Origin of the sequence: Methylobacterium aquaticum (genome assembly GCF_001043915.1) — a bacterium.
Lineage (GTDB): Bacteria > Pseudomonadota > Alphaproteobacteria > Rhizobiales > Beijerinckiaceae > Methylobacterium > Methylobacterium aquaticum.
The window spans coordinates 1-11,813 of sequence record NZ_LABX01000297.1 but is presented as its reverse complement, the minus strand read 5'-3'; the positions used below and the strand labels follow the sequence as shown (position 1 = coordinate 11,813).

Annotated in this window: 12 protein-coding genes, 1 pseudogene and 1 riboswitch; of the genes and pseudogenes, 8 read left to right on the top strand and 5 right to left on the bottom strand. The window is 69.8% G+C overall.

The features are described 5' to 3' along the window. Positions 1-303: 303 nt before the first annotated feature. Together VP06_RS30355 and VP06_RS30350 are read right to left on the bottom strand one after the other, a co-directional pair. Complete coding sequence (locus VP06_RS30355; protein ID WP_048467545.1) at positions 304-990, bottom strand: SDR family oxidoreductase; 687 nt, start codon at positions 988-990, stop codon at positions 304-306. Positions 991-1,201: 211 nt separating this feature from the next. Further along, positions 1,202-1,777, bottom strand: a complete 576-nt coding sequence (locus VP06_RS30350) for a MarR family winged helix-turn-helix transcriptional regulator (RefSeq protein WP_048467544.1) — start codon at positions 1,775-1,777, stop codon at positions 1,202-1,204. A 205-nt stretch (positions 1,778-1,982) separates the two neighbouring features. Here VP06_RS30350 and VP06_RS30345 point away from each other — a divergent pair, with 205 nt between their 5' ends. The 4 genes from VP06_RS30345 (at position 1,983) to VP06_RS30335 (ending at position 5,824) form a co-directional block, all read left to right on the top strand. Then, a complete protein-coding gene (locus VP06_RS30345) occupies positions 1,983-2,816 on the top strand; it encodes a creatininase family protein (RefSeq protein WP_048467543.1) in 834 nt (277 codons plus the stop codon). Between the two features lie 64 nt (positions 2,817-2,880). After that, a complete protein-coding gene (locus VP06_RS30340) occupies positions 2,881-3,843 on the top strand; it encodes a CobW family GTP-binding protein (protein WP_048467542.1) in 963 nt (320 codons plus the stop codon). A 104-nt stretch (positions 3,844-3,947) separates the two neighbouring features. Next, complete coding sequence (locus tag VP06_RS36830) at positions 3,948-4,196, top strand: hypothetical protein (RefSeq protein WP_156295852.1); 249 nt, start codon at positions 3,948-3,950, stop codon at positions 4,194-4,196. 112 nt (positions 4,197-4,308) lie between these two features. Next, positions 4,309-4,413, top strand: a riboswitch (glycine riboswitch). Between the two features lie 133 nt (positions 4,414-4,546). Continuing rightward, positions 4,547-5,824 carry a D-amino acid dehydrogenase gene (locus tag VP06_RS30335; protein WP_197093322.1) on the top strand — a complete coding sequence of 426 codons (1,278 nt, stop codon included), beginning with the start codon at positions 4,547-4,549 and terminating at the stop codon, positions 5,822-5,824. A gap of 361 nt (positions 5,825-6,185) precedes the next feature. On the opposite strand, the gene VP06_RS30330 is transcribed toward VP06_RS30335, so the two are convergent. Together VP06_RS30330 and VP06_RS30325 are read right to left on the bottom strand one after the other, a co-directional pair. Further along, a complete protein-coding gene (locus VP06_RS30330) occupies positions 6,186-6,773 on the bottom strand; it encodes a helix-hairpin-helix domain-containing protein (protein WP_048467540.1) in 588 nt (195 codons plus the stop codon). A 232-nt stretch (positions 6,774-7,005) separates the two neighbouring features. Next, on the bottom strand, positions 7,006-7,896 hold the full coding sequence (locus VP06_RS30325) for a C40 family peptidase (RefSeq protein ID WP_048467539.1): 891 nt from the start codon (positions 7,894-7,896) through the stop codon (positions 7,006-7,008). Positions 7,897-8,135: 239 nt separating this feature from the next. Here VP06_RS30325 and VP06_RS30320 point away from each other — a divergent pair, with 239 nt between their 5' ends. The 4 genes and pseudogenes from VP06_RS30320 to VP06_RS30305 all read left to right on the top strand — a co-directional run bounded on the left by VP06_RS30320 (position 8,136) and on the right by VP06_RS30305 (position 10,875). Beyond that, positions 8,136-8,483, top strand: coding sequence for a hypothetical protein (locus VP06_RS30320; protein WP_425350967.1), 348 nt, complete (start codon positions 8,136-8,138; stop codon positions 8,481-8,483). Between the two features lie 185 nt (positions 8,484-8,668). Further along, positions 8,669-9,130: a MarR family winged helix-turn-helix transcriptional regulator gene (locus tag VP06_RS30315; protein WP_048467538.1), complete on the top strand. Its 462-nt coding sequence runs from the start codon at positions 8,669-8,671 to the stop codon at positions 9,128-9,130. A gap of 319 nt (positions 9,131-9,449) precedes the next feature. Then, a pseudogene (locus VP06_RS30310) lies at positions 9,450-9,908 on the top strand (NUDIX hydrolase); the annotation flags it as partial. A gap of 250 nt (positions 9,909-10,158) precedes the next feature. Continuing rightward, the gene (locus VP06_RS30305) at positions 10,159-10,875 is read left to right on the top strand and encodes an MgtC/SapB family protein (protein ID WP_048467537.1); all 717 of its coding nucleotides are present in this window, start codon (positions 10,159-10,161) and stop codon (positions 10,873-10,875) included. A gap of 7 nt (positions 10,876-10,882) precedes the next feature. Here VP06_RS30305 and VP06_RS30300 read toward each other — a convergent pair whose 3' ends face one another. Continuing rightward, positions 10,883-11,779 (bottom strand): ABC transporter permease, encoded by an 897-nt coding sequence (locus VP06_RS30300; RefSeq protein ID WP_048467536.1) that lies wholly within the window; start codon positions 11,777-11,779, stop codon positions 10,883-10,885. Between the last annotated feature and the right edge of the window lie 34 nt (positions 11,780-11,813).

Sequence of the window (11,813 nt, the reverse complement as noted above, 5' to 3'; positions counted from 1 at the left end):
GCGAGACGACCGTGGCGCGGGCTCGGGGCTGCCGCGGGACGGGACGGGGCGACGGGCGGGTGGGGCGGGCGGGACAGGGGGGGAGCGCGACAGGCGTGGCGTGGGGGGCGGGTCGGCGCGCGGGGGGGGCCGGGGGGGGCGGGGGGGGGCTCCTGGGAGGAGGGGGGGGGGTGGGGGGGGGGGGGGAGGGTTCCTTCCCGCCTCACTGATGAAGCAACTGACGCGCGCCCTCGTCTCCCATAAGGGAGACGGGAACCCGCGACGATGATTGGCAGAGGGCAGACAGACGACGATGATGCCACCCTACCACGCCACCGTCTCTCCCCGATAATCCAGATACGCGCAGCCCCGCCGCCCGAGCTGCCCCTCGACCACCGCCACCATCCCGTCGGCGCTGGTCGCCACGTCGATATCGGCCTCCGGCCCGCCCATGTCGGTCCGCACCCAGCCCGGATGCATCAGCACCGTGCCGAACGGCGCGTCGCCGTGGCGGATCGAGAAGCTGCGGGCGAGGGTGTTGAGGGCGGCCTTGCTCGCCCGGTAGCTCTCCCAGCCGCCGCTCTCGTTGAGCGAGACGCTGCCGAGGACCGAACTCATCAGCACCATCAGGCCCCCGGGAGCGACCCGGTCGGCGAAGGTCTCGGCGAAGCGGATCGGGCTCACCGCGTTGGTCTCGTAGACCTTCAGCGCCGTCGCCCGGTCGCCCTGGGGCAGCGGCACATGGGCGCCGTCGGCGATGCCCGCCACCACGAACACCACGTCGAAGCGCGCGCCCGCGAGGTCGGCATGCAGGCGCGCCACGCTCACGTCGTCGTCGATGTCGACCCGGGCGAGGGCGGGCGCGACGGGGCTCAAGGCGGCGAGCGCCGGTGCCTCGCCCCGGGTCGTGGCGGTGACGTCCCAGCCGCGGGCGAGGAAGGCCCGCGCCAATCCGAGGCCCAAGCCCCGCGAGGCTCCGACGATCAGCACGCTGCGGTCCTGCTTGGCCATGACGGGTCCCTCCGATGTCGGTTGCGGCGCAAGGGAAGTAGAGCACGCGCCGCCACGGCAAGCGGTCGGACCCGAGAGCGCGTGCCGTCGACCTGGCCGACGCGCTGGACCAAGCGTTCGGCCGGGAGGCCGATGCCGGGCGACCCGGTCCCGCCTCCACGGTCGTGGTCGCGATCGGGCGCTCGCCTGCCCTGTCGCAAGTCCCGCTCGGTCAGTCCATGTCCCGGCTCGAATCGCCGTCGAGCCCGCCTTCCAGGTCGTCCTCGGCCTCGGCGTCGGAATCGTGCGCGTCGAGGCCGGCGGCCTCGGCGAGGTTGCGGGCGGCGCGGCGCAGGAGCTTGCGCAGGCGCCGGCGCTCCTTGTTGTCGAAGCCGCCCAGCATCTCGGCCTCGACGTCGTCCCAGAGGCCCTCGATCGCCGCGGCCTTGGCGAGGCCCGCTTCGGTCAGGCGCACCCGGACGATGCGGCCGTCCCCGGCCTCGGTCCGGCGCTCGACCACCCCCATGGCGGCGAGCCGCGTGATGGTCTTCGAGGCGGTGGGCGGCCGCACCCGCAGGGTCGCGGCAAGGTCGCCCATGGTCATGGTGCCGGCGGCGGCCAGCGCCTGCACCACCTGCTCCTGGCCGGCGAAGAGATCAAGTTCCGCCAGGCGGTCGCCGATCCGGCCGCGGTGAAGGCGGGCCGCCTGCATCAGCGCCCAGCCGACGCTCTTGGCGCCGGGGGGCCGGAGGCGCTTGGCCGCCCGGCGCGGCACGTCCACGGCCAAAGCTTGCTCGCCCGCTGCCATGGCGTGTCGCCCCTGTTCTCGAGACAATCCTGCGGCGCCGGCACAATGAGCGCAAGCGCAGCGGGTGGTGCGCCCCATGGCGCCCCAGGGGCACATGCCAGCCCGCCCGTGACGCCTGGATGACGGAGCATCTGGATAACCCTTGCCGGTTTCGGCCGATCCGTCCGCGGCTTATGGTGCGTGCCCCGATCACAGGAGCAACGCGATGCCGGCCCGGCCCTGGGGCGACCTGACCACCGAAGAGTGCCGCGACGGCGCATTGAGCGCCACCGTGGCTGTGCTGCCGGTTGCGGCCGTGGAGCAGCACGGGCCGCACCTGCCCCTCTCCACCGACGTCGTCATCGCCGAGGGCTACCTGGCGCGGGTCATGGACCTCGTTCCCGACGACCTCGACGTGCGGGTGCTGCCGGTGCAGAGCGTCGGCCTGTCGCCCGAGCACACGGATTTTCCCGGCACCCTGACGCTCAGCCCCGAGACCGCTCTTCGGGCCTGGACCGAGATCGGCGACGGGGTCGTGCGGGCGGGCTGCCGCCGGCTCGTGATCGTGTCGTCGCATGGCGGCAACAGCGCCCTCATGGACCTCGTGGCCTTGGGCTTGCGCGGCCGGCACGGGATGGTGGCGGTCACCACCGCCTGGAGCCGCTTCGGCACCCCGCCGGGCCTGTTTCCGGAGGAGGAGGTGCGCCACGGCATCCATGGCGGCGGGATCGAGACCGCCCTGATGCTGGCGCTCCGGCCCGACCTGGTGCGGCACGCGGCGATCCGCGACTTCGTTCCGGCAAGCCGCGCGATGGAGCAGACCTACACCCACCTGCGCGCCGGGCGCCCGGCCGCCCTCGCCTGGCACGCCCAGGACTTGAACCCGGCCGGCGCCATCGGCGATGCCCGCCTCGGCACGGCGGAGGCCGGGCATGCCCTCCTCGACCACGGCGCCCGCGCCTTCGTGGCTTTGCTGCGTGACGTTGCCCGCTTCGACGTTGCCCGCTTCGACTTGGCCCGTTTCAGCCTGCCGGATGCGGCCTCGCGCCGGGCGGAGTGACACACTATATCACCCGTCGCGGCGCCCCCCGGCGCCCCACTCCTTCGCGAACAGACGGCCCCGCATGTCCGACAAGATCCCCGTCACGGTGCTCACCGGCTATCTCGGCGCCGGCAAGACCACTCTTCTCAACCGCATCCTCACCGAGCCGCACGGCAAGCGCTACGCCGTGATCGTCAACGAGTTCGGCGAGATCGGCATCGACAACGACCTCGTCGTCGGCGCCGACGAGGAAGTGTTCGAGATGAACAACGGCTGCATCTGCTGCACCGTGCGCGGCGACCTGATCCGCATCATGGACGGGCTGATGAAGCGCCGGGGCAAGTTCGATGCGATCATCGTCGAGACCACCGGCCTTGCCGACCCGGCCCCGGTCGCCCAGACCTTCTTCGTCGACCAGGATGTCGGCGAGGCCGCCCGCCTCGACGCGGTGGTGACGGTCGTCGATGCCAAGTGGCTGACCGAGCGCCTGAAGGACGCCCCCGAGGCCAAGAACCAGGTCGCCTTCGCGGACGTGATCCTGCTCAACAAGGCCGACCTCGTCGACGAGGCGGGCCTCGCGGCGGTCGAGCGCCAGATCCGCGCCATCAATCCCTCGGCCGAGATCCACCGCACCCAGCATTGCGCCGTGCCGCTCGACGCGGTGCTCGGCCGCAACGCCTTCGACCTCGCCCGCATCGTCGAGATCGAGCCGGACTTCCTCGAGGAGGGGCACCACCATCACCATTCCGACGAGATCCAGTCGATCTCGGCCCGGATTCCCGGCCCGGTCGATCCCAACAAGTTCATGCCGTGGATCTCCGACCTGACCCAGGTCCAGGGGGCCGACATCCTGCGCTGCAAGGGTATTATCAGTTTCCCCGACGAGCCACGCCGCTTCGTGTTCCAGGGCGTGCACATGATCCTCGACGGCGACCTCCAGGACGAGTGGAAGCCGGGCGACCCGCGGGAATCCCGCGTCGTCTTCATCGGCCGCCACCTCGATCCGGAGCAGATCCGCAAGGGCTTCGAGGCCTGCCGGGCTTGAGAAATCCCGATTGATGATTATGTCAGGATCGGCGCAGCAAATACGCAGGCGCAAATAGAAAAGCCAATTATTTGGCGGCTATGTGTAAAGACGGGTGGTGAAAAATGGCAACATATAAAACATTTGGTCCTGTTGTTCATGGTATTATGGGACGTTTTGTTGTTTGTCCGCTCATAGAAATCGTGGACGATCCGCCGACGAAACTGATTAGCAAAGTGATTGACTTTGTCGTTCTTGATGGTAATTACGGTATAGTGCATCGAGGCAATTTTGATACTTGCAAAGCAATTGCCGACGAGAAAAATGCAGAACCAGAACCAGAAGAAGGCACCTCTCCTGCTCCATCAATGTGAAGCGCTTTGGTGTGCATAGATCAGTCAATTGTTCAACCAATGGCTGTTAAATAGGGGCGTTGCCTCTGCGCTTCCATAGTTCCAACGGCCATGCTACAGGCTTGGCCGTCCGTTGATGGTTGCGGGAGAGACCGGCCCCGAGCCGGCACCGAAGGGGAAAAGCGTGCCAGCCGTGCTGCGCGCCGAAGCTCTCAGGTAAATGGACCGCGAGCGAGAGGACACTCTGGAGAGGGCGCCACGCCGCCCGCCGATGGAGCAAGCCGGGTGCAAACCCGGCGAATCTCTCAGGCCACCCGAACAGAGTTCCAACCCTGTGACCTGCCTTCAGAGAGGCGGGAAGGATGGAACACGTGTCGGGACAACAGACCTCCTTCGATCTCATCGTGCTCGGCGCCGGCGTCGTCGGCACCGCCACCGCGTATTGGGCGGCACGAGCCGGGCTGTCGGTCTGCGTGATCGACCGCCAGGGCGGGGCGGCGCTCGAGACCAGCTACGCCAATGGCGGCCAGATCTCGGTGAGCCATGCCGAGCCCTGGGCCAATCCGGGCGCGCCGCTCAAGGTGGTGAAGTGGCTGTTCGACGCGAAGGCGCCGCTGCTCTTCACCCCCCGGCTCGACCGGCACCAATGGTCGTGGATCGCCGGCTTCCTGCGCAACTGCACGCCCGAGCGGGCGCGCCGCAACACCGTCGAGATCGTGCGGCTCGGCGCCTATAGCCGCGCCAAGCTCCAGGAAATCCGGGCCGCCGAGAGCCTGTCCTACGCGGAAAAGACGCTGGGCATCCTGCATTTCTACCGCGAGCCGAAGGAGTTCGAGGCCGCCAAGCCCGTCGCCGAGCTGATGCGCCAGCATGGCTGCGAGCGCCGGGTGATCGGCCGCGACGAGGTGCTGGCGATCGAGCCGGCCTTTGCCGGCAGCATCCAGGACATCGTCGGCGCCACCTACACGGCGGAGGACGAGAGCGGCGATGCCCGCGCCTTCACCCAGGCGCTCGCCGCCCGCACCGCCACGATGGGCGCGACCTTCCTGTACGGCTCCGAGGCGACGCGCCTGCTGCTCTCTCCGTCCGGCGACCGGGTCACCGGCGTCGAGGCGATGGTGGCGGGCGGCCATCAGCGGCTCACCGCCCCGAACGTCGTGGTCTCGCTCGGCTCCTGGTCGGCGCCGTTCCTACGCCGCTACGGCGTGAACCTCGCGATCTACCCGGCCAAGGGCTATTCGGTCTCGATCCCGATCGAGGACGATCACGGCGCGCCGCAGGTCAGCCTCACCGACGACGAGTACAAGCTGGTCTATTCCAATCTCGGCACCCATCTGCGCGTCGCCGGCACCGCCGAATTGTCCGGTTATACCCGCCATCTCGACGCCGCGCGGGTCGCGGCGATCCTGGAGAATGCCCGGCGCACCTTCCCGAACGCCGGCAACTTCTCCGCCGCCACCGCCTGGAGCGGCCTGCGCCCGACCACGCCCTCGAACGTGCCCTATCTCGGCCGCACCCAGATCCGCGGCCTGGTGCTCAATACCGGCCACGGCACGCTGGGCTGGACCATGGCGGCGGGCTCCGGCCGCATCGCTGCCGACCTGGTGACCGAGCGCGAGACCGAGATCCCGGCGCCGCTGGCGGCGTGAATCGCAGCGGCCCCCGGTGCGGTGCGCGGCGGGGGCCAGACTCGTCGGAGGTGGATTGGGCGGGCACCGGGCAGTGTCGTCAAAGCCTGCTTGATACCATCGGCCCAAGATGCTGACGCATCGGGCCGATGAACCATCTCATATTTTCGATACTCAGCCTTTGGCTGAGCGAAAATTGGAGAACGGAACCAAAGGTCGTTTTCAACGGCCGTTGGTATAAAATAGAATATTTTTAATTAACTTCCATTGAGTTCGAGCCGGCGGCATCTCCACTCAAGATCAATCGGACCAAATCGGAAGTCCGTCCTCGCTCGCGGTGATGCCGGAAATGCTCAAGCGCGGGACGTCCGCTTCGGCGGGGCTATCGCACCGTCACCTGGTCCTTGATCTTCTCATACGTCGCCCGGCTCAGCACCCGCTTCGACAGGAGTTCGCCCGGCGACGCATAGGGCCGCTTGGCGATGATCGCCTTCCCGATCAGGCCGCCGCCCAATCCGTTCAGTTCCGCCAGGCTGGCGGTGTTGAGGTCGACCGTTCCGGTCGAGGGCTCTGTGTCGGCGGTCGTGTCGACCTGCGGCAGCGGCACGGACGGGGTGAAGACCGGGGGAGGGGAGGGCGCAGGAGCCGGGATCGGAGCCGGGATCGGAGCCGGCGCGGGGACCGGCGCCGGGGCCGGGCTTGCCACGGGGGGCGCCTCCGCCACGACCGGCGGGCGCTGCGGCGGCGTGTCGGCCGGGCGCGGCCCGGGATAGACCGAGCGCACCGGATCGCCGGACTCGCTCGTCGGGGCGGGGAGAGGCGGTGCGCTCCGTCCGGCCTCGGCGCGCTTGGGCGGCTCGGAGATGTGCGGGCCGGTGGCGCGCGGGATCAGGAGTTGCCACAGCCCGGCGAGGCCGGCCGCCAGCACGACGATGACGAGCGCGCGGGTGATGGCCGAACCGGTCAGCATCGCGGGCGGGTGTCCTCTGGGCTCGAGACGGGGCGTCGACGCCACTCTACAACGGGTGATCGCCAGAGCGAGATGTCCACCCCCGGGCGCGACCAAGATCCGGACAGATGTCCACGGCTTTGCGCGACGAAACGCGGCTCTCCGGGCCGGATTTGCCCAAGGGTTAATGACCGAGGGTCGCCGGCCGACGACCCTCGACGAGATCGTCGCACCGACGGGTTCCTCGGCCGCGTCAGGCGGTGGGCGTAAGCCGCTTGACCATGCGGATCGCCCCATCTCCCGTTCCCGGGCCCGTCCGGCCGGCGCGGATGCGGCGGTCCGCGTCCGCCAGGGGCTCGATCGCCACCGCCATGTGGTGGCCGTTGGCGTGGATCAGGCGGGTCTCGTCCAGCATCATGCCGACATGGCCGCGCCAGAACACCAGGTCCCCGCGCCGCAGGCCGCCGAGATCGGGGCAGAGCGCCACCGCGTCGCCGAGGGCCGCCTCCTGCTGGTCGCTGTCGCGGGGGGCCGGGATCCCGGCGGCGGCGAGCGCCGTCTGCACCAGCCCGGAACAGTCGAGCCCGAGGCTGCTGCGCCCGCCCCAGAGATAGGGCGTGCCGAGGAAGCGCAGGGCCGTCGCGGCGATGTCCGGCTCGACCGTGTCGAGGGGCGCGAGGTGCCCGGCCCAGACGAAGCGCCCGTCGACGAGCCGCGCATAGGCGCCCTCCTGCGTCGCCACGGCCACCCGGGCGCCGAGGCTGAGGGCGCCGAGGACCGGCCGCTTGAGGTCGGCGGCGGGGTAGAGGAAGGTGCGGAGCGCAGCGACCCGGTGGGTGGGCGCCGGATCGACGGGGCCCAGCGCCTCGGCCGGGAGGTAGCCGACATAGCCGTCGGCCGTGAGCTGCGCGAAGGCCCAGCCGTCGCGGCTGTCGTAGATCGTGGCGGCCTCGCCGAACAGGGCTTCGCTGTCGAGGCCGGCGGCCGAATCGGGGGCGTGCCGCAGGGGCGCGACGGGCACGGCGATCCGGTGCGGCCGACCGGCGACATAAGCCGCCGCCTCGACCCGTCCACGCAGGCGCTCGTCGGCGAGATCGGGCCGGGCCGGTGTGAGGCGAGGGTCGAGGCGGGGGCGTTCGATCATGGTCGCGCCAGTGTCTCAGACCGTCCCGGTATGGGCAAGCCGACCGTCCCGGGCGGTGCGACCTTATGCCCGGTCTCCTGCCGGAGCGGGCGGACGGGTCGAATTCCTCTGGCGGCAGCGGGGGCTAACCGTGACGGCGGCGCAACCATTCCAGCGCCGCAGGGTTGGACATGCGCGTGTTGCACTGCAACAATCAGCGAATCCGCGCTATGCTCAGCCACATGATGATGAGCCGCCCCGTGAAGAAGCCGACCGACAAGCCTCGCAACCTGCCGCCGATCCGGGTGCGCAAGGAGCCCCCCACCATCTCGGAGGCGGTGACCGCTGCGCAGGATCTCGCCGACGACATCGACCAGCAGGTCGAGATCGCCGCGGGCCTGATCGGCCTGCCCCCCGACGAGGTGCGCCCGCACGTGCTCCAGGCGGCCAAGGCCCAGGCGGCCAAGCTCAAGACCGAGCGCGCGCCCGAGCGGATCATCAGCACCGGCAGCGGCCTGCGCGGCCCGCGCACCGTGATCGTCGAGCGGCGGGCCGGACGCCCCCTGGTCGAGCGTCGCACCCGGCCGCCTCTCGACGGCCGGCGCTGAGACGTCGGGCGGCCACGTCCGCTCGCCCAACTTATGCTGTTGCAGATGGGTTTCTCTTCGAGAAATGATCGTTCACCAGCGACCGCATAGGTGTGGATTTCGGTCGACCGTCCGGCGTGTTACGCTGGCGGCCTGAGGATCCTGCGGCGAGGGCGGCGTCCGGGTGCCGTTGGAATGGTGTGCACATGAACTCTCTTGAGCCTGTCCTATCAGGCGTGGAAGCGTTGCGGCTCGACAATCAGCTCTGCTACGCGCTTTACGCGGCCTCCCACCGCATGACGAAATGCTACCGGCCGCTGCTCGAGCGGCTGGGCCTCACCTATCCGCAGTATCTCGTGCTGATCGTGCTGTGGGAGAGTGACGGGCTCACGGTGTCCGATATCGGCCGGCGCCTGCGCCTCGATTCCGGCACGCTCACCCCGGTGCTCAAGCGCCTCGAAGCGGCCGGCTTCGTGCGCCGCACCCGGCGCCAGGCCGACGAGCGCGAGGTCGAGATCAGCCTGACCGACGAAGGACAGGCCCTCCAGGATGCGGCGGTCGCGGTGCGCCGTTCCGTGGTCGAGACCCTGAAGATGTCGGAGGGCGAGATCGCCGATCTGCGCAGCCGCCTCGACGCTCTCATCGTCACCCTCGGCAGCGAAGCCTGACCCCGCCCCCTGCGCGGCGATTGCTTTGCCGGTTAACAAATCCTTCTTGAGCGCCAGGGCCCACCCCGCTTAAAGGGATGGGTGAGGTGCGCTGTCCGCCGCGAGGGAGTCCGGACCGCGGAGCGCAACCCTGATCTGTCTCGCGCCAAAAGACATCTTGCAAGAGAATTGCGCGCGAGGGAATTCTCTCCACGGAATCCTCGGATTCATCCCCGAGACCGGACCAGCGAGTGCGCCGCGACGTGACACCCGTGACCTGCTCAAGCACGTGCCCCCCTCGTCGCCCGGGCTGCCGGTCCGCCGCGGACCACGCCCGATCATGAAGAGCCTCAGGTCTCTGGCGGGTCTCCTGGCCGGCTGGTCGGAGCGCAGCGGCGAGCCGCGCCGGCAGGTCGCCGTGCTGCCGGTCCGGCCCGGGCCGGGCGGCACCCTTCAGGTCATGCTCATCACCTCGCGCGAGACCCGGCGCTGGGTGGTGCCGAAGGGCTGGCCGATGAAGGGCCTGAAGAACTACGAGGCCGCCGCCCGCGAAGCCTACGAGGAGGCGGGCCTGATCGGCCGGGTCTCCCGGCGGGCGCTCGGCAGCTATTTCTACAACAAGCGCCTGAAGAGCCGCGACACGGTTCTGTGTCAGGTCCAGGTCTTCCGCCTGGAGGTGCGCAAGCAGCTCAAGACCTGGCCCGAGCAGCACGAGCGCGAATGCCGCTGGTTCAGCGTGCCGGAAGCGGCCGAGACGGTGACCGAGGCGGGGCTCGCCGCCCTGATCCGCGCCGCCGGTGCCGAGGGCGCGCAGGCTCACAAGGCCAAGGCGAAGGCGGCGGCCGGCAAGGACGCGAACGCCAAGGCTCCGCCCGGCAAGGCTCCGCCCGGCAAGGCTCCGCTCGCCGAGGCGTCGGCTCCGAAGGCCCCGAAGCCGAAGGCTGCGTCGTGATCCCTGGCGCTATCTGGCCGTCATACGGCCCCGCTATAGGCTCGGGGTTTCGGCGCGGGCGTCGGGCCCGCGCCTCCTTCACGGGCGGCACGACACGATGGCGATCCTCCAGGCTTTCCAGGCCGGCGAATTCCTCAACTCGGTCCTGAGCCTCCTCTGCGCCTTCGTGTTCGGCACCCTGATCGGGGCGGAGCGCCAGTATCGGCAGCGCACGGCGGGCCTGCGCACCAACGTGCTGGTGGCGGTGGGGGCGGCGGCCTTCACCGATCTCGGCATGCGGATCGGCCATGCCGACGGGGCGATCCGCATCGTCGCCTACGTGGTCTCGGGCGTCGGGTTTCTTGGCGCCGGCGTGATCATGAAGGAGGGGATGAACGTCCGCGGCCTCAACACCGCCGCGACCTTGTGGTGCTCGGCCGCGGTCGGCGCCCTGTCGGGGGTCGATCTCGCGGCGGAAGCGGCCCTCGTCACCGCGGCGGTGCTCGCCGGCAACACCCTGCTGCGGCCCCTCGTCAACGCCATCAACCGCATCCCGATCGACGAGCGCGATTCGGAGGCGACCTACGAGGTCCGCGCCACCACCGACAGCCGCCGTCTCTCCGAGGTGCGCGACCTTCTGGTCGAGCGCCTGGAGGCGGCCCATTACCCGGTGAGCGAGGTCGATGTCGAGGAACGCGGCGACGACGACGTCGAGGTGGTCGCCACCCTGGTCAGCACCGCGATCGAGCCGGAGGAGATCGACGCGGTGATCGCGCGCTTGGGCGCCGCCGAGGGCATCCGCCGGGCGACCTGGACGGTCCGCACGACGGATTGAAGGCGGTTCAGGTCCCGGGCAGCGTCACCCGCCTGGCGCGCCGGCGCTGGATCAGCAGGAAGCTGCCGAAGGCGAGCCCGATGACGAGGAGCGACACGCCCGTCGTCACGGTGCCGAGCGCGTAGATCTCCGGCGTCGTCACGGTGGTGGTGAGGCCCTGCAATTCCAGCGGCAGGGTGTTGCGCCCGCCGATCGCCTGGCTGGTGCGGGCGAGTTCGTCCCAGGACAGGGTGAAGCCGAAGAGCGCGACACCGACCAGCGAGGGCAGGATGATCGGCACCACGACGTGGGTTAAGCTTTGCGAGCCGGTGGCGCCGAGGTCGCGGGCCGCTTCCTCGTAGGCCGGGTTGAAGCGGTTGAACACCGCGAACATGATGAGGAGGCCGAAGGGCAGGGTCCAGGTCAGGTGGGCGCCGAGAGCGGAGGTGAACAGCCCCATCACGGTGCCGTGGTCCTGGAGGAAGCCCCATCCGGTTCGGGCGGCGAGTGCCTTGATCGCCTCGTCGATCAGCCGGAATTCGAGGCCGATGCCGAGCGACACCACGATCGAGGGCACGATCAGGCTCGCCACCGCGACGTAGAACAACGGCGTCTGGCCGAGGAAGCCCTTGCGGAACGCCAATCCCGCGAAGAACGCGATGGTGACGGTGAGCCCCATCACCACGAGGCCGAGCGCCAGCGAGCGCCGGAACGCCGCCCAGATGTCGACCACGCCGAGCCCGGCCCAGAGGCGCGAGAACCAGAAGGTCGAGACCCCGTTCATCGGGAAGGTGAGGCCGCCCTGCGGGCCCTGGAAGCTGAGCGCCAGGATCGTCAGGGTCGGCCCGTAGAGGAAGAGCACGAACAGCCCGAAGAAGGCCGCGAGCACATAGAACGAGAAGGGGCGGGGCCCGTCGCGGCGCATGTCTCTAAAGCTCCCGGCGCAGGTCGATCAGGCG